This is a genomic window from Acetobacter suratthaniensis, assembly GCF_017377745.1.
Taxonomy (GTDB): Bacteria; Pseudomonadota; Alphaproteobacteria; order Acetobacterales; family Acetobacteraceae; genus Acetobacter; species Acetobacter suratthaniensis.
The window spans coordinates 37,283-59,040 of sequence record NZ_JAFVMG010000007.1; the positions used below are offsets into that span (position 1 = coordinate 37,283).

The 21,758-nt window shown below is 62.6% G+C and carries 19 protein-coding genes and 2 tRNA genes; 11 read left to right on the top strand and 10 right to left on the bottom strand.

The window, feature by feature from the left end:
• The first annotated feature begins 108 nt into the window (after positions 1 to 108).
• The 3 genes from J2D75_RS08045 to J2D75_RS08055 all read left to right on the top strand — a co-directional run bounded on the left by J2D75_RS08045 (position 109) and on the right by J2D75_RS08055 (position 2,765).
• Positions 109 to 1,581 carry a leucyl aminopeptidase family protein gene (locus J2D75_RS08045; RefSeq protein WP_207854264.1) on the top strand — a complete coding sequence of 491 codons (1,473 nt, stop codon included), beginning with the start codon at positions 109 to 111 and terminating at the stop codon, positions 1,579 to 1,581.
• Positions 1,582 to 1,724: 143 nt separating this feature from the next.
• Positions 1,725 to 2,138: a MarR family transcriptional regulator gene (locus tag J2D75_RS08050; protein WP_207854265.1), complete on the top strand. Its 414-nt coding sequence runs from the start codon at positions 1,725 to 1,727 to the stop codon at positions 2,136 to 2,138.
• Positions 2,139 to 2,321: 183 nt separating this feature from the next.
• On the top strand, positions 2,322 to 2,765 hold the full coding sequence (locus J2D75_RS08055; protein ID WP_207854266.1) for a hypothetical protein: 444 nt from the start codon (positions 2,322 to 2,324) through the stop codon (positions 2,763 to 2,765).
• An 18-nt stretch (positions 2,766 to 2,783) separates the two neighbouring features.
• Here J2D75_RS08055 and J2D75_RS08060 read toward each other — a convergent pair whose 3' ends face one another.
• The gene (locus J2D75_RS08060) at positions 2,784 to 4,019 is read right to left on the bottom strand and encodes an MraY family glycosyltransferase (protein WP_207854374.1); all 1,236 of its coding nucleotides are present in this window, start codon (positions 4,017 to 4,019) and stop codon (positions 2,784 to 2,786) included.
• Between J2D75_RS08060 and J2D75_RS08065 the strand changes: the two genes are divergently transcribed.
• On the top strand, positions 4,013 to 6,091 hold the full coding sequence (locus tag J2D75_RS08065) for a nucleoside-diphosphate sugar epimerase/dehydratase (protein WP_207854267.1): 2,079 nt from the start codon (positions 4,013 to 4,015) through the stop codon (positions 6,089 to 6,091). The genes J2D75_RS08060 and J2D75_RS08065 overlap by 7 nt on opposite strands.
• 158 nt (positions 6,092 to 6,249) lie before the next feature.
• Positions 6,250 to 6,714, top strand: coding sequence for a hypothetical protein (locus J2D75_RS08070; RefSeq protein WP_207854268.1), 465 nt, complete (start codon positions 6,250 to 6,252; stop codon positions 6,712 to 6,714).
• Between the two features lie 33 nt (positions 6,715 to 6,747).
• Here the strand turns inward: J2D75_RS08070 and J2D75_RS08075 are convergent, their stop codons facing one another.
• The 4 genes from J2D75_RS08075 to J2D75_RS08090 form a co-directional block, all read right to left on the bottom strand.
• Complete coding sequence (locus J2D75_RS08075) at positions 6,748 to 8,097, bottom strand: dihydroorotase (RefSeq protein WP_207854269.1); 1,350 nt, start codon at positions 8,095 to 8,097, stop codon at positions 6,748 to 6,750.
• An 81-nt stretch (positions 8,098 to 8,178) separates the two neighbouring features.
• Positions 8,179 to 9,576 (bottom strand): glutathione-disulfide reductase, encoded by a 1,398-nt coding sequence (gorA, locus tag J2D75_RS08080; protein ID WP_207854270.1) that lies wholly within the window; start codon positions 9,574 to 9,576, stop codon positions 8,179 to 8,181.
• Between the two features lie 39 nt (positions 9,577 to 9,615).
• Complete coding sequence (locus J2D75_RS08085; RefSeq protein ID WP_207854271.1) at positions 9,616 to 10,512, bottom strand: ferredoxin--NADP reductase; 897 nt, start codon at positions 10,510 to 10,512, stop codon at positions 9,616 to 9,618.
• A 123-nt stretch (positions 10,513 to 10,635) separates the two neighbouring features.
• Positions 10,636 to 10,782: a hypothetical protein gene (locus tag J2D75_RS08090; RefSeq protein WP_207854272.1), complete on the bottom strand. Its 147-nt coding sequence runs from the start codon at positions 10,780 to 10,782 to the stop codon at positions 10,636 to 10,638.
• On the opposite strand from J2D75_RS08090, the gene J2D75_RS08095 reads away from it, so the two are divergent.
• On the top strand, positions 10,781 to 13,144 hold the full coding sequence (locus tag J2D75_RS08095) for a helicase-related protein (RefSeq protein WP_207854273.1): 2,364 nt from the start codon (positions 10,781 to 10,783) through the stop codon (positions 13,142 to 13,144). The genes J2D75_RS08090 and J2D75_RS08095 overlap by 2 nt on opposite strands.
• A gap of 12 nt (positions 13,145 to 13,156) precedes the next feature.
• Here J2D75_RS08095 and J2D75_RS08100 read toward each other — a convergent pair whose 3' ends face one another.
• Both J2D75_RS08100 and J2D75_RS08105 read right to left on the bottom strand, forming a co-directional pair.
• The gene (locus tag J2D75_RS08100; protein ID WP_207854274.1) at positions 13,157 to 14,161 is read right to left on the bottom strand and encodes an SDR family oxidoreductase; all 1,005 of its coding nucleotides are present in this window, start codon (positions 14,159 to 14,161) and stop codon (positions 13,157 to 13,159) included.
• Positions 14,158 to 14,820, bottom strand: coding sequence for a DedA family protein (locus J2D75_RS08105; protein WP_207854375.1), 663 nt, complete (start codon positions 14,818 to 14,820; stop codon positions 14,158 to 14,160). The genes J2D75_RS08100 and J2D75_RS08105 overlap by 4 nt, the downstream gene beginning before the upstream one ends.
• A gap of 201 nt (positions 14,821 to 15,021) precedes the next feature.
• Between J2D75_RS08105 and J2D75_RS08110 the strand changes: the two genes are divergently transcribed.
• Complete coding sequence (locus J2D75_RS08110) at positions 15,022 to 17,019, top strand: S9 family peptidase (protein WP_207854275.1); 1,998 nt, start codon at positions 15,022 to 15,024, stop codon at positions 17,017 to 17,019.
• A 57-nt stretch (positions 17,020 to 17,076) separates the two neighbouring features.
• Here J2D75_RS08110 and nusG read toward each other — a convergent pair whose 3' ends face one another.
• The 3 genes from nusG to J2D75_RS08125 all read right to left on the bottom strand — a co-directional run bounded on the left by nusG (position 17,077) and on the right by J2D75_RS08125 (position 18,018).
• A complete protein-coding gene (gene nusG, locus J2D75_RS08115) occupies positions 17,077 to 17,607 on the bottom strand; it encodes a transcription termination/antitermination protein NusG (protein ID WP_207854276.1) in 531 nt (176 codons plus the stop codon).
• Positions 17,608 to 17,616: 9 nt separating this feature from the next.
• On the bottom strand, positions 17,617 to 17,811 hold the full coding sequence (gene secE, locus J2D75_RS08120; RefSeq protein WP_207854277.1) for a preprotein translocase subunit SecE: 195 nt from the start codon (positions 17,809 to 17,811) through the stop codon (positions 17,617 to 17,619).
• A 130-nt stretch (positions 17,812 to 17,941) separates the two neighbouring features.
• Positions 17,942 to 18,018: transfer RNA gene (locus tag J2D75_RS08125), tRNA-Trp, on the bottom strand.
• 285 nt (positions 18,019 to 18,303) lie between these two features.
• Between J2D75_RS08125 and J2D75_RS08130 the strand changes: the two genes are divergently transcribed.
• The 4 genes from J2D75_RS08130 to J2D75_RS08145 all read left to right on the top strand — a co-directional run bounded on the left by J2D75_RS08130 (position 18,304) and on the right by J2D75_RS08145 (position 21,745).
• Positions 18,304 to 18,377 (top strand) — tRNA-Gly (locus J2D75_RS08130).
• 305 nt (positions 18,378 to 18,682) lie between these two features.
• The gene (atpH, locus tag J2D75_RS08135; RefSeq protein WP_207854278.1) at positions 18,683 to 19,306 is read left to right on the top strand and encodes an ATP synthase F1 subunit delta; all 624 of its coding nucleotides are present in this window, start codon (positions 18,683 to 18,685) and stop codon (positions 19,304 to 19,306) included.
• Positions 19,306 to 20,841 carry a F0F1 ATP synthase subunit alpha gene (gene atpA, locus J2D75_RS08140; RefSeq protein WP_207854279.1) on the top strand — a complete coding sequence of 512 codons (1,536 nt, stop codon included), beginning with the start codon at positions 19,306 to 19,308 and terminating at the stop codon, positions 20,839 to 20,841. The genes atpH and atpA overlap by 1 nt, the downstream gene beginning before the upstream one ends.
• A 16-nt stretch (positions 20,842 to 20,857) precedes the next feature.
• On the top strand, positions 20,858 to 21,745 hold the full coding sequence (locus J2D75_RS08145; protein ID WP_207854280.1) for a F0F1 ATP synthase subunit gamma: 888 nt from the start codon (positions 20,858 to 20,860) through the stop codon (positions 21,743 to 21,745).
• The last annotated feature ends 13 nt before the right edge of the window (positions 21,746 to 21,758 follow it).

Genomic DNA, 21,758 nt, shown 5'->3' on the forward strand with positions numbered 1-21,758 from the left:
TGCTCGGTCGGCGCGGGTATAAAATCAAGCACCGGGAAGGAATTTTCCCTCCCGTTGCATCCGCATCCCGGCTGGCGCAGTCTTGGCGCGAAAAGAAGGAGAGAACACATGCCCATTCGTGAGCTGGAATGCCTGAGTGTATCCACAAGCCGTAAAGCGGTCTGGACTGTCCATGCGGTGCGGGCCTCTGAAGGCGGCGCCCTGGCGGCACGAGTGGGAGAAAAAGCCGCAACCTTCGCCCATCAGTGCGGTTTTGCGGCGCGTCCCGGCCAGCTTGTGCTAGTGCCCGGCACGACGGATGCCCCTGTGGCTCTGCTTGGCATTGCCGAAAAAAACACCCTTGGACAGCCCGTGCGTGATCCATTTGGTTTCGGCCTGCTGGCGCGTGATCTGCCCGCCGGGAACTGGCAGGTGCAAACCCCTGATGACATCGTGCGCGATGATGTCATTCTGGGGTTCTGCCTCGGAGCGTATCAGTACAGCCTCAAGGATGAAGCCGCCGGTGCAGCCGCCCGCAAGAGCCGCCCCCGTCTTGTCGTGACCCGCGCCGAGCGTGAGGGGCTGGCGGTGGATATGGCGCGCTCCATCTGTCTTGCGCGTGATCTGATCAATACCCCGGCCAATCTCATGGGGCCATCGGAGCTTGCGCGGGCTGCTCGCACGGCTCTGGAACCGTTTGGTGCGCAGGTTGAAACCATCAAAGGCGCGGCGCTGGAAAAAGCCTACCCTCTGGTTGCCCATGTGGGCATGGGGTCGGAACGGGGGCCGCGCGTGGTGGTGGCGCGCTGGCGTGGGTCAAACGCGGGGCGTAATGCGCCGCTGCTCTCCCTTGTGGGCAAGGGTGTGTGCTTTGATAGTGGTGGGTATGACCTCAAGCCATCCTCGGCCATGCTGCGCATGAAAAAGGATATGGGCGGGGCGGCCTCGGTACTGGCGCTGGCGCGGCTGATCATGGCGCGCGATCTGCCTGTTCGACTGGAGGTACGGCTGGGCTGTGTGGAAAACAGCGTGTCTGGCCGGGCCATGCGCCCGCTGGATGTGGTGACAAGCCGCGCCGGGCTGAGTGTGGAAATTGGCAACACCGATGCGGAAGGCCGTCTGGTGCTGTGCGACCTATTGTATGAAGCAGGCGAAACCAGCCCTGACCTGCTGCTGGATGTAGCCACCCTGACCGGGGCCGCGCGCGTGGCGCTGGGGCCTGATCTGCCCGCTTTGTTCTGTAATGATGATGCCACCGCAACCCTGTTTGAGCAGGCGGGCCGCCAGCAGGCCGACCCGCTGTGGCGCCTGCCCCTGTGGCCCGGCTATGCGGACTGGATGCGCAGCGCCGTAGCAGACCTTAGTAATGTATCCTCGCGGCCTATGGCGGGGGCTATTACAGCCGGATTGTTTCTTGAGCGTTTTGTAAAACCTGACCAGCGTTGGGTGCATATCGATAGTTATGCGTGGAACGATTCCAGCCGCCCCGGCCGCCCGGAAGGCGGAGATTCGCCGGGAATCAGGGGTTTTTTCGCGGCTATCGGGGCGGTTTTCGGCTTTGACGCTCTCGCCAGCACACCCGCTGCCATCAAGAAGTCATAAAAGAAGTGAAACTATTACGCCTTGAGACACTTAACACTGTCGTTCCGGTTCCTATATAAACCGTAGAAGAATTCGCGCTGGCCCGGATGGTCGGCAACAGAGGGCCGTCAGGTGCTGGCGGCAAGCAAGCAAGGATATGGGTTATGGCGCATAGTGCCGAAAAGTCAGAGGATCTGGTCAAGACCCTGCGTGATACCATCGTTTCTCTCGTGCGTGGTGCAGGCCCGGATCTGTCCGCCCGCCAGCTCGCGGTGTTTCTCACCTGCTATCTGGATGAAAACGGCCAGACCGTGCGCGGCCTCGCCGCAACGCTGAACGTTTCCAAGCCTGCCATTACCCGTGCGCTGGATCGTCTGGGTGAACTGGATCTGGCCCGCCGCAAGGTAGACCCGCTGGATCGTCGTTCGGTGCTGGTGCAGCGCACCCCCAAGGGGGCCGCGTATCTGAAGGAAATCCGTACGGTTATGTCTGAAGCCGGGCCGGATGCTTCCCGCCGCAACCGGGTGGAAGAAAAGACCGCAACCGTGCGCCGTCTGCGCCGTGTTGCCGCTGCCTGAGGTTTTCAGCGTAGCCTGCCCTCAGGCCTGACCTGAGGGTAGTTCCCTCATCGCGCATGGGGGAAAGTCCTGCGGAACTCCGCAGGTTCAGGGACGTTTTTTTCATAAGACAGCCTCATGGCCCGTCTGGCATTGTTGCCAGAAAGGGCGTGAGGATCAGCGTTTTTTGAAAGGAATGTCCTTATGCGGTTAGCATCCTTTGTTGCGGCGTCCACCTTTGTTGTGGCCGCCGGTCTGTTCTCTCCCGCTCACGCGGAAGATGCGCTGGGTGATCCGACGGGCAAGATCACGATTACGGCCAAATCAGCCGATCTGGGCGTGGGCTATACGTGGGGTGGCGGTAAGCTGACCTACAAGAACCATACCCATTCCTTCAAGATTTCGGGCGGCACCATTGCTGCGGTCGGGTTCTCTACCATCAAGGGTACGGGAACCGTCTATAACCTGCACGCGCTCAAGGACTTTAACGGCACCTATATTGCCGCCCATGGCGAAGCCACGCTGGGGCTGGGCCTTGGCGGTGCTGTGCTGGAGAACAAGAACGGCGTGCGGATCAAGATCGAGACCATTTCCGAAGGCGCACGTTTGGCCAGTTCGGCACAGGGCATTACCTTTACCCTCAAGTAATCCGCAGAGTGCACCCGGTCAGGACCACGCCCCGACCGGGTGCGCCTTTGTGCGGTGCAGGGTAAAACCAGTCCATGCAAGCTGCGGTGCCAGCACCAGCGCCGTGCAGGCCAGTGTGGCATATACCGTGCCCAGAGCAGGGATCAGGCAGACCATGATCATTGTGGTGGCCCCCCCCCAGAGCGTCATACCCCATTCCGCCAGACTGATGACTGGCGCAGCAAGGCCACTGCGGTGCAGCACCTGATACAGGTGGCCTCTATGCGCCTGAGCTAGCGGCAGGCCAGCCCGCTGGCGGCGTATGAGCGTAAACAGCACATCATACAGCAGAGGTGTCAGAACCGCCGGGCCAAACAGCCAGCCGCCATCCAGGCGGCTTGGTGTATGCAGGATCAGGTACAGGCTGGCCGTGCCTGCCAGCAGCCCGCAGCCCTGACTCCCTACATCCCCCATGAAAATCCGGGCATTGGGAAAGTTATAGGGCAGAAAGCCCGCCAGACAGCAGGCCAGCAGCAGGGCAGGCCCGACGAGTTCCGCAGCGCCCAGCATAGGGGCCAGAGCCGCCAGCACCAGAGCCGCCACCAGTAGGGAGCCTGAAACCAGACCATTCAGCCCGTCCATGAAATTGACGGCGTTGGTAACAAAAACCAGCCATAGAACAGAGGCGGCACAACCAGCAACCGGCACTACCCAGCCGGGGAGTGTGTGGGCCAGCCACAGCGGTACCGGCCATGAAAATCCGGCCTGCGCCATGCCCTGCAGCCCTGTGCCGGGTAGGCCGCAGGTCAGGGCAAACCCACCCGCCACCATGCCAGCCGCAGCGCATTGGGTGGCTAGTTTGGCGGTTGGTGGCCATTGGTACAGGTCATCAAGCCAGGATACGGCGCAGAGCAGTAGCAGGGCGGCTCCGGTCATGAGGGACAGGCTATCAGGCCCCGTTCCGCCCGTGGCCCAGTGCAGCACCGGCCAGCCGAACAGAAAAGCCCCCATAATGCCCACGCCCCCCCCTTTTGGCGTGGCGCGCGTGTGAGAGCTGCGATGGCCGGGCTGGTCCAGCACCGCCAGCCCGATCATGCGCCGCACGCCATAGGCTGACAGCAGGGCCGCACTGCACAGAATCAGCAGTTCAGGCAGGTAAGACAGCAGGGCATGTGTCGGGAACATGGGAGAGAAAGCCATGAAGCGTTTATTATCCCGGTCAGGATAGCTTTCAAGGATGATAGGCCTCGGGCTATAAGGGCAATAGTATGGTATCGCAACATCCTCAGGCCTCAGTTGGCAGATTCTGGTGTGATCGTTCACGGTTGTGGGCGTTGAACCGGGTTGCCGTAAATGTCGTTGTCGACGGCTTTCTGGCGGCGATTGCGGCTCCTATCGCCCATTGGCTGGCTATCCCGAAGGCCGGGCTTTTGCATCCGCTATGGTTTCTGGCCGGAGCAGTGATTTCGCTTGTTATCAGCGGATTGCCGTTTCGGGTGCCCCAGCAGTACTGGCGCTTTTCAGGGATTTCCGACCTTCTGGGTATTATCGGGGCGTCTGTTGCCAGCGCCATCCTGTTTTCCCTTGCGCTGTGGGTCTTCCATGTTTCGCCGCCCAGCCCGGCTTTTGGCATTATTTACGCCATGGTGCTGCTGGTCATGCTCGGGGGGGCTCGGGTTGCCTACCGTGTGTTGTATGGCCGTGTGCCATACTGGGCCGCCCGTCAGCGGATTGTGCTGATCGGGGATGATGCGGTTGTTGATCTGTATATGCGGGTTTTCGAGCGGAACCTGCTGGCCGGAACGCGGGTTGCCGGGATTATCGCTGTGGGGAGCCATCGGCATGGCCAGCGTATCCACAACGTGCCTATTCTGGGTAATGTGGCTGACATCCAGTCCATTCTGGAACGGCTGGCCAAGGGCCGGCACCAGCCTGACACGCTGGTGGTAACCGACCCGGCTTTTCGTGGCTCACAACTGACCGCCGTGCTGGATGCCGCCAGCGCCAAGGGTATTGCGGTGCTGCGTGCGCCAGCCCTGACAGACCTCACGCCCGCTGAGCAGGTGCGCCTACGCCCCATCCCGCTTGAAGATCTGCTGAACCGTCCTCAGGTCAAGCTCGACCGCGCGGGTATGGAGGGCATGATTACGGGCCGTGTGGTGCTGGTTACGGGGGCGGGGGGCACCATTGGCTCAGAACTGGCGCGGCAGATTGCAGACCTGCGGCCGGGCAGGCTGGTACTGCTCGACCACGGTGAATTCGCGCTGTGGCAGATCAGCATGGAGTTGTCGCGAACCGCTGCGGACATCCAGCGCGAAAGCCTTGTGGCGGATGTGCGTGACGAAACCCGGCTGGATACGATCATGGCCGATTACCAGCCTGATCTGGTGTTTCATGCCGCCGCCCTCAAGCATGTGCCCATTGTTGAACACAACCCTACCGAAGGATTGCTGACCAATATCCACGGCACCCGCGTTGTAGCCGATACCGCCGCCCGGCACGGTGTGCGCGCCATGGTGGTGATTTCAACGGATAAGGCGGTGAATCCCTCCAGCCTGATGGGCGCTTCCAAGCGGGCGGCGGAAATGTACTGTCAGGCGCTCGATATTGGCGCGCGTGCCTCGGGCAACCCCATGGCCATGCGCTGTATTACCGTGCGTTTTGGCAATGTGCTGGGGTCTACGGGGTCGGTTGTGCCGCTGTTCCGCCAGCAGCTTGAGCGGGGTGGCCCCCTGACGGTTACCCACCCGGATATGTGCCGCTACTTCATGACCGTGCCAGAAGCCGTAGGGCTGGTATTGCAGGCCGCCGTACGCGGCACGCAGGGGCTGACCGACTGGGATGGCGGCGCCCGCATGGCGTCAGGTACGGACAAGCTGCTCGATAATGGCGGGATTTTCGTGCTGGATATGGGTGAGCCAGTGCGCATTGTCGATCTGGCCCGACAGATGATTTACCTTGCCGGGCTGCGGCCTGATGAGGACGTGGCCATTGAGTTTACCGGCCTGCGCCCGGGCGAAAAACTGTGCGAGGAACTGTTCCACGGGCGTGAGGCTCCGGTTCCTACCGATGCCTCGGGCCTGCTGATGGCCACCCCGCGCGTGGTCGACCGTGAGGCCGTGACCCGTGCCGTGAATGACATTACCCACTGCGCACAGCACAATGATGTAGAGGCTGCCCTGCGTATTCTGGCGTTGCTGGTGCCCGAGTTCGATCATAACCCCGAGGGCGAGGCCCGGACATGTGTGCGCACCATCGCCCCCGAGCCGCCTGCTGGCGTGGTGGCGCAGGGTGCAGTAAAAGACGGGCAGACACAGCCCGAAGGCGGCGTGCAGGGCAGGGTGTAACCAGCAGTTGGCCTGTATGCGCTCCGGGTGCCTGTTCTGGCCCGGCGGGTTGAGCACGGCATGAAAAAACGGTGAAAAGCCTGAGCATATCAGGCACGTCCACCTCCGATCCGGGGCGGGCAGCGGCGTCATGACGGCGCATGGAAAAGGACAGCGGAATGCGTAAGGAAACGGCGTTTATTATCGGGTTTGTAGCGTTCACGGTCAGCACGGCAGCGCTGATCTGGGGTGTTGCGCTGCCCAATTTCAAGCCGGTTTCATTTCCCCAGATTGCCAGTGGTACGCTGGATGTTGGGCCTATGCACCACACGCGCACGCTGACATCGCAGGAGGTCGCGGCGCTGAATGACTGGACTCACGCCCATTCAGGCGGCTGGGGGCCGCTGTACCGCACGCCGCCGTCATCGGGGGATGCCCATCTGCACCTGCGCGATGCCCAGAACAAGGAAGTGCTGGTGCTGACCCTGTGGACCGGTATCAGCGCGGCAGACTGGAACAACACCGTTTTCATGGAATCACCGGATGGCAGCACGGTGCGGAGCGAGAGTTTTTCTGCTCAGGCCTTTGCACCGCTGCGTATGCTGGTGGACGGTTTCGCCTACCAGCATTCCGGTTATCCCTGATCCCTGATCCCTGATCCCTGAGTGGCTGGAGGCTCAGGCCGGTCGGTCGGTCGCATCAAAGCGGAAAGGCTGCCCCACCGGTGTGCCTGTCAGGCTACCTTCCCACATGACCTGCTGGCCACGGATAAGCGTGCCGATGGGCCGCCCCGTGATTTCTTCGCCCGTAAAGGGCGACCAGCCACAGCGCGAGGCCAGCCAGTCTTCCTTGATCGTCCAGCGGGCCTTCAGATCCACAATCGTGAAATCCGCATCATAGCCCACGGCAATGCGGCCCTTGCGCACCAGCCCGAACAGCCGTTGCGGCCCGGCGGAGGTCAGGTCAACCAGACGCCGCAGGCTCAGCCGGTGGTGGGCCACGTGGTTAAGCATGAGCGGAAGCAGCGTCTGCACGCCCGGCATGCCCGAGGGAGAGGCCGGGTAGGCGCGGCTCTTGGCTTCAAGGCTGTGGGGTGCGTGATCCGAACCGATGACATCGGGCAGACCCTGATGAAGCCAGTGCCACAGCCCTTCGCGGTGGGCAGCGGAGCGGATAGGCGGGTTCATCTGGGCCAGCGTACCAAGGCGGGGGTAGGCGTCCTCGGCACTCATGGTCAGGTGCTGGGGGGTGAGTTCGCAACTGGCAATATCGCGGTTGGCGGCAATCAGTTCCAGCTCCGCCGGGGTGGTGACATGCAGGATATGCACGCGCCGCCCGGTCTTGCGGGCCAGTGCCAGCACGCGGCGGGTGGCGCGCAGGGCGGTTTCATCATCACGCCAGACCGGATGGGATGCGGCATCCCCTTCCACCCGTTCGTCCAGACGTTCCTTCAGGCGGGTTTCGTCTTCGGCATGGATGGCGACACGCCGCTGGCCTGAGCGCAGTACCCGCTCCAGCATGGCATCCTCGGACACCAGCAGGCTCCCGGTGGAAGACCCCATGAACACCTTGATACCCGCCGTGCCGGGCAGTTGCTCCAGCGTGCCGCATTCATCGGCGTTGTCGGAGGTGGCGCCAACGTAAAAGGCGTGTTCGCACCACATGCGGCCATTGGCGCGGGCCAGCTTGTCGGCCACGGCTTCGGGGGTGGAGGTGGTTGGTTTGGTGTTGGGCATTTCAAACACGCCCGTAACACCCCCCAGTACGGCGGCGCGGCTACCGGTGGCCAGATCTTCGTTTTCCTCGGCTCCCGGTTCCCGGAAGTGCACCTGCGTGTCGATCACGCCGGGCAGAATGGTCAGGCCTGTACAATCGATGGTGCGTGCGGCCGGAGCTTCGCCTCCAATGGCGCTGACAAGGCCCGCGCGGACATAGACCGTGGTGTTCACCGTGCCATCGGGTAGCACGACGGAACCGTTTTTGAGCGCCAGATCATGGGGGCCGGAAGAGGAGGGCGTGAAGGCCATGGGGCTTGTCCTTTCGCAGTCGCGTGGGCGCAGGCGGGAGAATGACTGTTAAGCGGCACCCGCAGGGCGGGCGCGTCGCTTTCAGGGGGTGTGCGGCGTTTCGCGGGTACGGGTGCGCAGGGTCACCAGTTCCTCAGCCGAGGTGGGATGAATGCCGATGGTGCGGTCAAAATCGGCTTTCGTCAGTTTTGCGGTCACGGCAATGGCGACAGCCTGGAGCATTTCCGGTGCATCATCACCCAGAATATGCGCACCCACCACAATCTGGCTGGCCTGATCCACCACCAGTTTCATGACCGTCTTGCGTTCGCGCCGTCCGCCCAGCGTGTGCCGCATGGGGGTGAAGCGCGTCAGGTAAATATCCACAGCCCCTGTGCGGGCGGCTTCTTCTTCCGTCAGGCCCGTACAGGCCAGTGGCGGGGAGAAGAAAACGGCCTTGGGCGTTGTGGCAAAATCCCACTGGCGCGGCGGTGCCTTGCCAAAAAGCTGGTCGGCCAGGGTATGGCCTTCGGCAATGGCAACGGGGGTGAGGTTGATCCGGTCTGTAACATCGCCAATGGCGTAAATGCCGGGGCAGGAGGTCTCGCCCAGCCCGTTCACGACAATACGTCCGTTCTGGGCTGTTTTGATGCCTGCCTGTTCCAGCCCGAGCGAGGCTGTTTTGGGGTGGCGGCCGGTTGCCAGAAACACGCAGTCCACCCGCAGGGTCTCGCCCGTGCTCAGGCGCAGCAGCAGGTCTTCTCCCTCGCGCGTCAGGCTTTCGGGGCTGGCGTTGCGGTGTTGTGTAATGCCGCGTACGGTAATGGCGTCGGACAGGGCGGTGCGCATATCCTCGTCAAAGCCGCGCAGCGGCAGGTCGTGGCGGTAAATCAGTTCGGCCTGTGCGCCAAGCCCCGCAAAAATCCCTGCGAATTCAATGCCGATATAACCCGCACCGATCAGGGCTACCCGGTTGGGGCGCTGGGGCAGGGCAAAGGCTTCGTCTGAAGTAATGGCCAGTTCCGCACCGGGGAAGGCAGGCCGCGTGGGCGTGGAGCCGGTGGCAATGACAATGCGTGTGGCGGTAATTTCGCACGGAGGGGCATCGGGGGCGAGAGCGGTGGGGGTAATCCGCACGCCGTTCGGGCCTGTCAGGCTGGCATGGCCGGTAAACAGTGTCACCCCGGCCTTTTCCAGCATGGAAACATAAATGCCGTTCAGCCGCGTAATTTCGCGGTCCTTGGCGGCCATGAGGGTCGGCCAGTCATGGGTGCCACGCTGGGTGTTCCAGCCAAAGCCGTGGCTGTCATCCACCAGATCGCCGAATTCGCTGGCCTGCACCATCAGCTTCTTGGGCACGCAGCCCAGATTGACGCAGGTGCCGCCCCAGTGGCGGCTTTCCACCACGGCTACGCGCGCGCCATGGCTGGCGGCGATTCGCGCGCAGCGAACCCCGCCGGAGCCAGCGCCTATGACAAGAAGGTCGAAGTCATGGGCCATGTGTATGCTCCTGTGCGGGGTTCTGGTCTGATGGGGGTTTTAGCGTTCAGCGAACGCCTTTTCCACCACATACGCGCCGGGAGTGGACATATTGCCTTCATCAAAGCCACGAGCGCGCAGCAGGGCTTCGGTGTCGGCCAGCATTTCCGGCGAACCGCAGATCATCACGCGGTCATGTTCGGGGTCGATTTCGGGGATACCCAGATCCTCGAAAATCTTGCCGCTTTCGATCAGCTTGGTAATGCGGTCGGTTACGGCAAAGCTCTCACGCGTGACGGCCGGGTAATACAGCAGCTTGCCCGAGATGTCCTCGCCCAGGAATTCGTGCTGGGGCAGTTCGTGGCGGATGTGGTTGGCATAGGCCAGCTCGCCCGAAATACGCACGGTATGGCTCAGGATCACGTGCTCGTAGCGCTCATAGCATTCCGGGTCCTTGATCAGGCTCATGAACGGCGCAAGGCCAGTGCCGGTGGACAGGAAATACAGGTTGCGGCCGGGGCGCAGGTTGTCCAGCAGCAGCGTGCCGGTGGGCTTGCGGCCGATCAGCACCGTATCACCCACCTTGACGTGGCGCAGGCGTGAGGTCAGCGGGCCATCAGGCACGGCAATGGAGAGAAACTCCATTTCATCAGCATAGTTGGGCGAGGCAATGGAATAGGCGCGCAGCAGCGGCTTGCCGTCCACTTCAATCCCGATCATGGCGAACTGGCCATTCTCGAAGCGCAGGCCCGGATCGCGGGTGGTGGTGAAGCTGAACAGCCGGTCCGTCCAGTGGTGCACGGTCAGCACCTTGGCCGGATACAGGTGGCCGTATTCCTTCGTGGGCGGGGCCAGATGCCACACGCCGTCCTGGCCTTCGACCGGCAGCAGGCTGCTGGGCACGTCAGAGGCGGACATGAGGGGGAGAATGCCGGTTTCGAGAATGGTTTCAGACATGGGCCGCTTTGTACTCCGCTTGCAGCAGATCGGTTCTGGGTATGGATACCGGGCGCGGGGTGTTGTCGGGGGCTGCGCCCCGGTTCGGCCCGCGCGGGGTATCTGGATACAGTGGAGGCGTTTTTAAGGGGCGGGGGCGGGCAACGCCAGTGCAAAATCATCATCAGACGTGTTCGCACCCGGCAGAACGCCCGTGGATATGTAATTTTTTGTGTCGGTCTGGTGTAGTACATTGTCGGCGCGGGCCTGATGCCGCACAAGGTAGGGCATGGTATCAGATCATCCCGCCTCCCCCGCCCGCGAAGCCCTTGCCACCGCCGTGGCGCGCACTGGCCTCTCCCCCGAACAAAGGGAGGAAACCGAAGTCCTGCGCCGGCTCGCCCGCGCATTGGAGCCGGGGCAGCGTAGTGTGGAGGACGAAACCTACCGCCATGTGCTGTGCCTCGTGCGGCGCAAGAAATGGGTTTCACGCCTGCTGGACAAGACGCGCCGCAGCGGGCGGATCTGGATCACCCGCGAGGAGATAGAAGACGCCTGCGCCACGGTGGAAGACCCGCAGGCGGATGATCAGGCTCTTGAACGCGCACTCGCCCCTGTGGCGCAGGCGCGGCTGCGCAGCTACGGGGCCACGCCGCGCGCGGCTTTCGACTCCGTGCAGGCCGATCTGGTGGATACCGGGCGCGTACCGTCTCCCGCCCAGACAGACCTTTTGCTGATGGCCGTGGCCGTGGCGTTCGGCCTTTCGGCGGATGATCCGTTCCTGACGATTACCCGGCAGGAGGAAAGCCGCAGGCAGGATGCGGTCAGCAAGATCGAGACAGCGGGCCGCCGCCTGCGTGAGCAGGAAGAAGGGCAGCTCCGCGCGTGGGAAGAAAGCCTTGTACCCTTCAGCGAGGTGCCGCGCCTGCTGCACTGTTCGGGCCGGGAAGCGCTGCGCTGGATTGCCGAGAATCGACTGCCTGTTGCCCGTAAGGTGAGCGAACCGGGTGGGCGTGAGCGCTGGGAGTTCGACCCCCAGACACTTGTGGCCCTGCGCGGCAAGCTGAACGAATGGCGCCGTGGCGGCCGCCCGGAAGAAGGGGGACACCCCGGCCGGGGTGGGGCAGGCCAACCCGCGCCGGATATGGGCCGCAAGGTGGCCAATGCCGTGATTGCCCGCGTGGCGGCCCTTGACCGCTATGCGGCGCATTTTCGCACCGCCCGTGCGTTGCAGCGCCGCATCACACTGGTGACAGGCCCGACCAATAGCGGCAAATCCTATACCGCGCTCAATGCGCTGGCACAGGCGGAAAGCGGGCTGGCACTCGCCCCCCTGCGGCTTCTGGCCCATGAATTTCGCGAGGCTTTGGCCTCACGCGGGGTCGAGGCATCGCTTTCCACGGGTGAGGAGCGTCTGATCGTTCCCGGCAGCCGCCATCTGGCAGCTACGGTGGAAATGTGTCCCTACTACAGCCCGGTTGATGTGGCGGTGATCGACGAGGCGCAGATGCTGTTCGATACCGACCGTGGTGCTGCGTGGACAGCCGCGATCATGGGGGTGCCTGCGCGCCATCTCTACGTGCTGGGGGCGCCGGACTGTATTCCCATGGTGCGGCGGATAGCCGAACTATGTGGCGATCCGCTTGATGAAATCTCGCTTGAGCGCAAAAGCCCGCTGCGTGCGGCCTCGCAGCCGGTCAGGCTGGCGGATCTGGGGCCGGGCGATGCGCTGATCGCCTTTTCCCGCCGCGAGGTGCTGGACCTGCGTGCGGCCCTTATGCAGCATGGCAAGCGGGTGGCGGTTGTGTATGGCGCGCTCAGCCCCGAGGTGCGGCGGGCCGAGGCGCAGCGTTTCAATTCGGGGCAGGCCGATATTCTGGTCGCGACCGATGCCATTGGCATGGGGCTTAACCTGTCCATCAAGCGTGTGGTGTTTGCTTCGCTCAAGAAATACGATGGCCGCCAGACGCGCGACCTGACCGTGCAGGAAGTCAAGCAGATTGGTGGCCGTGCCGGGCGCTTTGGCAAGCATGAAACAGGTGTTGTGGCCGTGCTGGCGGGGGCGGGAAGCCCGCATTTCGTGCGCCGCCAGCTTGAGGCCGACCCCGAACAGCCTGATGACCTGCGGCCCTTCGTGCAGCCGGATGTGGATATCGTAAAGGCGGTTGCCACGGAAATCGGTTCGCAGAGCCTGTATGGCGTGCTGTCACGCATTCACCGTGCGGTGTTGCGTAAGGATGATCCCAATTACCGCCTGTCGGATATGGAGCAGGCTTTTGCCATTGCCTCGGCGCTGGAAGGGGTGGATGCGCTCGACCTGCCTACGCGCTGGGCCTATGCCATGTGTCCGGTGGATGATCGTGACAACGGTATCCGGCGGCTTGTGGGCTGGGCTGCCGATCATGCGGCGGGGCGGCGTGTGCTCCCCCCCGGTACGGGGCGTCTGCCCCCGGCCGAGCGTGCCGGGCGCGAGGAGCTGGAGCGGGCCGAAAAGCGCCACAAGCGACTGGTGGCCTGGCGGTGGCTCGCACTGCGCTTTCCTGAATTCTACCCCGACCGGGAGGAGGCGGAGGATACAACCCGTCGCCTGAACGACTGGATTGAAAGCGTGCTGCGCCAGCAGAGCCGCGCGCGCCAGACCCAGAAATTCTGAAACCCGTGGGCGTTAGCCCATGGAGAAGCCGGTCAGTCGTTCCGAAATATCCCACAGGCGCGCGGCCAGACTAGGCTTGCGTGCGGTGGGGGGAATGGGCACGGGGCCGGGGCGGCCATGTCTCTCTCCCGCCCCCTGCGGGCCGTAATAGTCTCCATCATGCGCATCGGGCGACAGGGCGGCGTAAAGCAGCGGTTCGGCCCCGCGTGCGGCGGACTGTCCCATAACGCGCAGGACAGCGCCTCCCAGTGTCTGCTCGATTCGGCCAAGCGGTGCGGGAAGGGTCGCACCCTGTCCGTTCGCCAGAATGGCAGTGCTGGCCCAGCCGGGATGGGCGGCGCGTGCATGCAGGTTCCAGCCGTTTTCAGCCGCCCTGCGTGCCAGTTCCAGAGAAAACAGCAGGTTGGCCAGTTTGCTCTGCTGATACGCCCCAAACGGGCTGTAGCGATGGCGGCTTTGCAGGTCGTCAAAATGCAAGGTGTTGCGTCCGGCCGCGAGGCTGGCCACGGTTACGACCGTGCCGCCCCCCCGAGCCGCTTGCAGCAGAGGGCGCAGGGCGGCGGTCAGGGCGAAATGCCCCAGATGATTCACGCCGAACTGGCGTTCGAATCCATCCTGCGTTTCAAGGCGATGCGCCGGAGCCATAACCCCGGCATTGTTGATGAGGAAATCCAGCGTATTGGTCTGTTCCGCCACGGCCCGTGCGCAAGCACTGACCGATTCGAGCGAGGCGAGATCGAGAGCCAGCAGCGTGATGTGCGCCTGCGGGCAGGAGGCGGTCAGCGCCGCCACGGCCTGTTGGCCCCGTGCGGTATCGCGCACCGGCAGCAGCAGGCGCGCACCCCGGCGCGCAAGGCCCCGCGCCACTTCCAGCCCCAGCCCGCTATTGCCGCCTGTCACCAGTGCTGTGCGGCCGTGCAGGTCGGGTTTTGTATCCATGACCCGCCATGTTTCGTGGCGGCCGGGCAGGAGTGCGCCCAGTTTATGAAGGAATCCGGCAGGCTGTTGTACGGTCATGGCAGAAGGGCCTTGAGCTGTTCATCCTGTTGTGCGGCCTGCATGGCTTCTTCTGTCAGACGTTTTTCATTGCGCTTGAAAAAAATCAGCAGGGCCAGAATCACGGCGCAGGCCACAACGCCGAAGCCGATGGCGATCCAGCCTGAAAGGCGCAGGATTTCGTTGCCCAGCATATAGGCGCATAGCGTGTATCCACCAGCCCAGAATATGCCGCCCAGCGCATTGTAAAACAGGAACGTATGCCAAGGCATACGGATAGCCCCGGCCAGTAGGGCGACAAACATGCGCAGAATGGCGATGAAACGGCCAAAAAATACCACAGACCCGCCGTGACGCAGAAAGATATAGCGCCCCAGCAGCAGGCGCTGGGGGGTTAGCCCCACTTTGGGCCCATGTTTGCCCAGCATATGCAGGCCCAGCCCGTGGCCGATCAGATAACCGAAATTGTCGCCCATGATGGCGCCTGTCACCCCTGCGATCATGACCCCTTCAATCTGCAGTTTGTGCGTGGTGGCACAGAACAGCGCACTGGTAATGAGCAGGCTTTCGGCAGGCAGGGGCAGCCCCATGCTTTCGAGCATGACCACAACACCAATCACCCCATAGCCGTAGTGGCTGAACAGGTTGGTGAGAAAGTCGATAGAAAAGACAGAGTGCAGAGCATGCAGCAGGGGGGAGTATCCAGTTCTGACAGGGTGCGCGCAGGCAGGAAGCCCCGCAGCAATGGGGAGGAACCGTGAGTGCTCCCTCTCTGTCAAGTCTGAACGCTTCGTAAAGGCGGATGGTGGCATAATGCGCGGGGGTCTGGCTAGGGCCACGGGTTTTTGAACAGGCCCGCCCGGCGGTGCTAGGATGTGGCTATGACAGAGCAATCCGCACCTCCTTCCACACCGCGCAGGCCCATGCCCTGCGGCGCGTGGCCTTCTCCCGTGACAGCGGCCCTTGTGGCCGGAAAAACCCTGACCCTGTCGGAAGTCACCGCATGGGGCCAGACAGTCTATTGGCTGGAGCGCCGCTCGGCGGAGGGCGGGCGCACCGTTCTCATGCGCTGGAGCGAGAGAGAGGGTGTGGCTGAAGCCCTGCCACCCCAGACCGATATCGGCACCCGCGTGCATGAATATGGCGGCGGGGCCTACGCGGTGGGTGCGCCGGGTATTGCGTATTCAGACCGCAAAAGCGGGGCCGTGTGGCTGGCGGAAAAAAATACGTCATCCGGGCGGATCGCTCCTCCCCGCCAACTCGCGGGTGAGGCCGGTCTGCGCTTTGCCGACCTGCGATTCGATCCTATGGGGGGTGGCCTGCTGGCCGTGCGCGAAGACCACCGGCATAACCCGGCGGAACCGCAGGCCGCACTGGTGGCGCTCGATCCTGGCACCGGCCCGGAACAGAACGAGGGTCTTGTTCTGGTTAGCGGGGCGGATTTTTACGCAGCCCCTGCTCTTTCTCCCGATGGGCGGCTGCTGGCATGGATCGAATGGTCGCATCCCTGCATGCCGTGGGAATCCACGCGCCTGTGCGTGGCTGCGCTTGAGCGTACAGCCAGCGGTGCCCTTGCCGGGCTGGGTGCGGCCTGTGTTCTGGCCGGGGCAGAAGGACAGGAATCGCTGCTTGAACCGCGCTGGACGGAAGACGGGCGGCTGTTAGTGATTTCAGACCGTTCCGGGGCATGGAGCGTATGGCAGGCGGGACGGGGTGAGGCCCATGCCGGGCTTACGCCCTGCCGTGTGCCGCCGGGCGAGATTGGCCAGCCAGCCTGGGTGTTTGGCCAACGCAGCTATCAGCCCTTGCCGGGGGGTGCATGTCTGTTCCTGAGCGTGCGGGACGGAGAAAGCCAGACGGTTTTGCGCCGGCCAGATGGCACGTTTCTGCCTGTACCCGGCCAGCCCGAGCAGTGCCCCGTACCGCTGGCGGATGGGCGTCTGGTCTGGCTGGATGCCCCGCCCGATGCCCTGCCGCGCATTATGCTGGCGGATATGGCGGCCGAGCCGCAGCAGGTGCGTAGCCTCTATCACGCGGCTACAGCAGTTTTGCAGGCGCAGGATATTGCCTGCCCTATTTCGGTGCGTTTCCGGGTTGGGGAGGGTGATACGCCATCCGGCCATGCGTTCTTTTACCCGCCGACCAGCCGCACCGCCTGCGTGCCTGAAGGGGAGCGACCGCCGCTGATCGTGCAGGTGCATGGTGGCCCTACCGCCCGCGCACAGGACAGCTTTTCCTTTAAGGTGCAATGGTGGACATCGCGCGGCTTTGCGGTGCTGGATGTCAATTACGGTGGCTCCACCGGCTTTGGGCGGGCATGGCGTGAGCGCCTGCGGGGGCAGTGGGGCGTTGTGGATGTGGCCGACTGTATCGCGGCCTGTGCGCATGTCGTGCAAGAAGGCTGGGTGGATGCCCGGCGCATTGCCATTCGTGGTTCCAGTGCTGGAGGCATGACCGTGTTGGTGGCGCTAGCCGAATCCAGCCTGTTTGCAGCCGGTGTCAGCCTTTACGGGGTGACGGATCTGCGCGCGCTGGCGGCGGAAACGCACAAGTTCGAGTCGCGTTATCTCGATGGCCTGATTGGCCCGTGGCCCGAATCCGAGCCGCTTTATCTGGAGCGTTCCCCTTTGTGCAAGGTCGCGCGGATTCGTGCGCCGGTACTGCTGTTTCAGGGGCAGGAGGACAGGGTGGTGCCGCTTTCACAGGCACGCGCCATGGCAGACGCACTGGAGAAGGTAGGCACATCCTGCACCTTGCGTGAGTTCCCCGGTGAGGGGCATGGCTTCCGGCAGGAAAGCACGATCCGCACGGCCTTTGAGGAAGAACTGGCGTTTTACGGACGGCTGTTCGGTTTTGAGCCCGCAGGAGCGGAGGCCTGAAACAGGCATAAAAAAAGCGGCCAGTGGCCGCTTTTTTTATAAGAGCGGCAAAACCGCTTAGAGTTTTTCGACCTGATTGAACTCCAGATCGACCGGAGTGGAGCGGCCAAAGATCGACACGCTTACCTTCAGGCGGCTCTTGTCCTCGTCCACTTCCTCAATGACACCATTGAAGGAGGTGAAGGGGCCATCGGCCACGCGAATCTGTTCGCCCACTTCGAAGGTAATGGCGGAGCGGGGATGCTGCACGCCTTCCTCGGTCTGGCGGATGATGCGTTCCGCTTCCGCCGCCGAAATCGGGGTGGGGCGGTTACGCGTACCCAGAAAGCCGGTGACCTTGGGCGAATCTTTTACAAGGTGCCAGCTCTCATCGGTCATTTCCATCTTGATGAGGACATAACCGGGGAAGAACTTGCGCTCCGTGTTGACCTTCTGGCCACGGCGCACCTCGATCACCTCTTCCGAGGGAACAAGGATTTCATCAATATGATCGCTCAGGCCCTTCTGCTCAGCTTCCTCACGGATGAACTGGGCAATTTTCTTTTCGAAGCCCGAATAGACGTGAACCACGTACCAACGCTTGGCCATGTCGCTTCCTCAGCCTCCCAGCCCGAAGAGTTGACGCAGGCCGAGACCGATCAGCTGGTCAACCACAAAGAAAAAGACGGACGCCGTGCCAGCCATGGCCAGAACGGCACCCGTGGTCACAAGCGTTGCCCGCCGGGAGGGCCAGGTGACCCGTTCGGCCTCGGCGCGCACGTCATGCAGGAACTTACCGGGACTGAACGACACGAACCCACCCTCTTCCACATCTTGCGTTCATAGCACCCTGAGCGGGCGACCTGAACCTGTTCAGCCCTGCACGAAACACCGCATTGTCAGAAGATTAAAGCGGACTTTTCCCGTACAGCGCCAGAAAATCTGGCAGGGGTGGAGGGTCTCGAACCCACAACCTCCGGTTTTGGAGACCGGCACTCTAGCCAATTGAGCTACACCCCTGCAGCGCGTCCGTCACGGCTGGAAAAGACCTATAACGGAAAGCCGTTGGTCTGACCAGCCACTTAAAAGCGACCTAGCGCAGGAGGCGGAAGAAAGTATGTTGTGAGCCTAAAGTCAAGAGGTCACGGCATATTTGCGTGATTTTGCTGCGGGAGTGTCCGGCAGTCGGGTGTTGGTGGTGGTGCCGTCGGCCATTTTGCACTTGGCAGCGGGTGTGTGGCGCCCCTGCGGCTGGCTCTTGCGCGTTGGGGGCTTTTGGCGTTATGTAAGCCCCACAAACGGAGTGCGGGCATAGCATAGTGGTAATGCAGTAGCCTTCCAAGCTACCGAGGAGGGTTCGATTCCCTCTGTCCGCTCCAGTTTCCCCACCGTAGCATTTCATAATATCATCAAATCGTGTGCGGCTGTTTGCGGCAGCGTTCTGCTGTGCGGATTCTCTGTTGCTCAGGTGCCGGTTCGGGGCTGTTGCGCTAGCGGTTTGAGAGGTGGCCCAGCGGGGTGTCCGCCCTCGTGGTACGCCGCCGGAACAGGGGGCTTTTTCCTTTGAAATGCGATTGCGCCGTTCTGCCGGTTGCGCGGCCGTTACGGGCATGCTAGACGCCCCGCCGATGGGTGCCTTAAAACCGGATTCATTTTCTGGATCATCGGCGCGGCGCCCTCTCGTGTGGAATGCCGGCGCGCACAGAAGGAAAGAACCGAAAGAGTGGTGGCTTCGGGCGTAACGACAGCACAACCAGTCGCTTTTGCTGCCAATGGTCTTGAAGGCCGGTACGCAACAGCGCTTTATGATCTGGCAGCCGAACAGCGGCAGCTCGATACCGTGCTTGATGAAGGGGCCGCCCTTGCGCGGCTGATAGATGAAAGTGCGCCGCTGCGTACGGTGCTCGCGGACAGACGGCTCGACATCAAGGTGTCCAGCGCTGCTGTTCTCGCCGTGCTTGAGGCGCAGGGATTCGGGCAGCTTCTGCGTAACTTCGTTGGCGTGGTGGCTGAAAACCGCCGTCTGCCCGTGTTGCGCCGGGTTCTGTCTGCCCTCGACGCGCTCGCCATTGCCCGCAGGGGCGAAGTGGTGGCCGAAGTCGTGAGCGTCGCCCCCCTTTCGTCCGAGCAGCGCGCCCAGCTTCAGGTTCGTCTGGCCGAAGCCGGCTATTCCCGTATTACCATTCGTGAGCGCGTCGATTCCTCACTGCTCGGCGGTCTTGTCGTGCGCGTGGGGGCAAAGCTTTATGACGCAAGCCTCAAAACCCGCCTGTTCCGTTTGCATTACGCCATGAAGGGAGCCGCGTGATGGAAATCCGTCCCGCAGAGATTTCGGATATCCTCAAGCAGCAGATTGCCTCGTTCGACAAGGAATCTGATGTTGTCGAAACCGGCACTGTCCTGTCCGTAGGGGATGGTATTGCCCGTGTGTTCGGCCTGCAGAACGTCATGGCGGGCGAACTGGTCGATTTCCCGTCCGTCGGGCAGAAGGGTATGGCCCTGAACCTCGAAAGCGACAATGTCGGCGTCGTCATTTTCGGTGATGACACCAACATCCGCGAAGGCGATACCGTTGCCCGTTCCGGCACTGTTGTCAGCGTGCCGGTTGGTAAGGGCCTGCTGGGCCGCGTTGTTGACGGTCTGGGTAACCCGATCGACGACAAGGGTCCGCTGGTTGACGTTGAAATGCGTCGTGCGGAAGTCAAGGCGCCCGGCATTATGCCCCGCCAGTCCGTGCATGAGCCCATGCAGACCGGTATCAAGGCCATTGACGCTCTGGTGCCGATTGGCCGTGGCCAGCGCGAACTGGTTATCGGTGACCGCCAGACCGGCAAGACCACCATCCTGACCGACACCATTCTTGCTCAGAAGAGCGTGAATGACGCGGGCGACGACAAGAAGTCCCTCTACTGCATCTATGTTGCGGTTGGGCAGAAGCGTTCCACGGTTGCACAGCTCGTGCGCCTGCTGGAAGAAAAAGGCGCGATGAAGTACTCCATCGTCGTTGCCGCGACCGCGTCCGATCCGGCGCCGCTTCAGTATCTTGCACCGTATGCCGCCTGCGCCATGGGTGAATACTTCCGTGACAACGGCATGCACGCCCTGATCTGCTACGACGATCTGTCCAAGCAGGCTGTGGCTTACCGCCAGATGTCCCTGCTGCTGCGCCGTCCGCCGGGCCGCGAAGCGTATCCGGGCGATGTGTTCTTCCTGCATTCGCGTCTGCTCGAGCGCGCCGCCAAGATGTCCGACGCCCATGGCGCTGGCTCCCTGACGGCCCTGCCCGTGATCGAAACCCAGGCGGGTGACGTTGCGGCTTACATCCCCACCAACGTGATCTCCATCACCGATGGTCAGATCTTCCTTGAAACCGACCTGTTCTATAAGGGCATCCGCCCTGCCGTGAACGTCGGTGGCTCGGTGTCGCGCGTTGGTTCCGCCGCCCAGATCAAGGCGATGAAGCAGGTTGCCGGCAAGATCAAGCTGGAACTGGCTCAGTACCGTGAAATGGCTGCGTTCTCGCAGTTCGCTTCCGATCTGGACCCCGCAACGCAGAAGATGCTCGCCCGTGGCGCGCGTCTGGTCGAACTGCTCAAGCAGCCGCAGGCTTCCCCGCTTTCGGTGGAAGAACAGGTCGTTCTGCTGTTCGCTGGCACCCGTGGTTTTGTGGATGGTATCGCCGTCAACAAGGTTGTGGCCTGGGAAAAGGCTCTGCTGGCTGATGTGCGGAGCGCAGGCAAGGATATTCTGGACACGCTCGCCAAGGAGCAGGCTCTGTCCAAGGATCTCGAAGCCCGCCTGACTGAATACCTGACCACCTTCAACCGCCACTTCGCGGGCTGAGAGGGCAGAAGCGTCCATGGCTTCCCTTAAGGAACTCCGCGCCCGGATCGGAAGTATCAAGTCGACACGGAAGATCACGAGCGCCATGAAAATGGTGGCCGCAGCCAAGCTGCGGCGCGCTCAGGCCAGTGCGGAAGCTGCTCGCCCCTATGCTGCGGCCATGCGCCGTATGCTGGGCGAACTGGCTGGCGCAGTGCAGGGCGAAGGCGGGGTTCCCCGTCTGCTGTCCGGCACGGGACAGGACAAGGTGCACCTTCTGGTGCCCTTGACCAGTGATCGCGGGCTGTGCGGCGGCTTCAACTCCAACGTGCATCGCCTGACCGTCCAGACGATCCGTCGCCTCCAGTCCGAAGGCAAGACCGTGCGTCTGCTGCCGGTTGGTCGCAGGGCGCTCAATTTCTTCTCGCGTGATTACGCTGACCTGATCGTTGATCATGTCATCGGCGTCAGCGGTAAGGAAATCCCCTTCTCTGTGGCGTCCGGTCTGGGTGAAAAAATCAACGCCCTGGTCGAGTCCGGCGAAATCGACGTGTGCTCACTTGTGTTCAACAAGTTCCACAACGCGATGATGCAGGTGCCGACGAGCCAGCAGCTTGTTCCTTTGCTCATGGAAGAGCAGGGGGCGGGCGATGTCCCGGCCGATAGCGTGGCCCAGTATGAGTTCGAGCCTGATGAGGCGACAATTCTGGCCATGCTGCTGCCGCGCAATCTTCAGGTGCAGATTTACGCTGCTCTGCTGGAAACAGCAGCCGGCGAAAATGGCGCCCGGATGACGGCGATGGATAACGCAACCCGCAATGCGGGCCGATCCATTGACAGTCTGACTCAGGTCTATAACCGGACCCGCCAGACCAATATCACCAACGAACTGATCGAAATCATTTCGGGCGCACAGGCTGTCTGAGCCCGCTCGCATG

What these genes read in the sequence shown, in the direction of transcription:
- J2D75_RS08045 (WP_207854264.1), top strand. Translation starts at nt 109, where the DNA reads ATGCCCATTCGTGAGCTGGAATGCCTGAGTGTATCCACAAGCCGTAAA.
- J2D75_RS08050 (WP_207854265.1), top strand. Translation starts at nt 1,725, where the DNA reads ATGGCGCATAGTGCCGAAAAGTCAGAGGATCTGGTCAAGACCCTGCGT.
- J2D75_RS08055 (WP_207854266.1), top strand. Translation starts at nt 2,322, where the DNA reads ATGCGGTTAGCATCCTTTGTTGCGGCGTCCACCTTTGTTGTGGCCGCC.
- J2D75_RS08065 (WP_207854267.1), top strand. Translation starts at nt 4,013, where the DNA reads ATGGTATCGCAACATCCTCAGGCCTCAGTTGGCAGATTCTGGTGTGAT.
- J2D75_RS08070 (WP_207854268.1), top strand. Translation starts at nt 6,250, where the DNA reads ATGCGTAAGGAAACGGCGTTTATTATCGGGTTTGTAGCGTTCACGGTC.
- J2D75_RS08075 (WP_207854269.1), bottom strand. Translation starts at nt 8,097, where the DNA reads ATGGCCTTCACGCCCTCCTCTTCCGGCCCCCATGATCTGGCGCTCAAA.
- gorA (WP_207854270.1), bottom strand. Translation starts at nt 9,576, where the DNA reads ATGGCCCATGACTTCGACCTTCTTGTCATAGGCGCTGGCTCCGGCGGG.
- J2D75_RS08085 (WP_207854271.1), bottom strand. Translation starts at nt 10,512, where the DNA reads ATGTCTGAAACCATTCTCGAAACCGGCATTCTCCCCCTCATGTCCGCC.
- J2D75_RS08095 (WP_207854273.1), top strand. Translation starts at nt 10,781, where the DNA reads ATGGTATCAGATCATCCCGCCTCCCCCGCCCGCGAAGCCCTTGCCACC.
- J2D75_RS08090 (WP_207854272.1), bottom strand. Translation starts at nt 10,782, where the DNA reads ATGCCCTACCTTGTGCGGCATCAGGCCCGCGCCGACAATGTACTACAC.
- J2D75_RS08100 (WP_207854274.1), bottom strand. Translation starts at nt 14,161, where the DNA reads ATGACCGTACAACAGCCTGCCGGATTCCTTCATAAACTGGGCGCACTC.
- J2D75_RS08110 (WP_207854275.1), top strand. Translation starts at nt 15,022, where the DNA reads ATGACAGAGCAATCCGCACCTCCTTCCACACCGCGCAGGCCCATGCCC.
- nusG (WP_207854276.1), bottom strand. Translation starts at nt 17,607, where the DNA reads ATGGCCAAGCGTTGGTACGTGGTTCACGTCTATTCGGGCTTCGAAAAG.
- atpA (WP_207854279.1), top strand. Translation starts at nt 19,306, where the DNA reads ATGGAAATCCGTCCCGCAGAGATTTCGGATATCCTCAAGCAGCAGATT.
- J2D75_RS08145 (WP_207854280.1), top strand. Translation starts at nt 20,858, where the DNA reads ATGGCTTCCCTTAAGGAACTCCGCGCCCGGATCGGAAGTATCAAGTCG.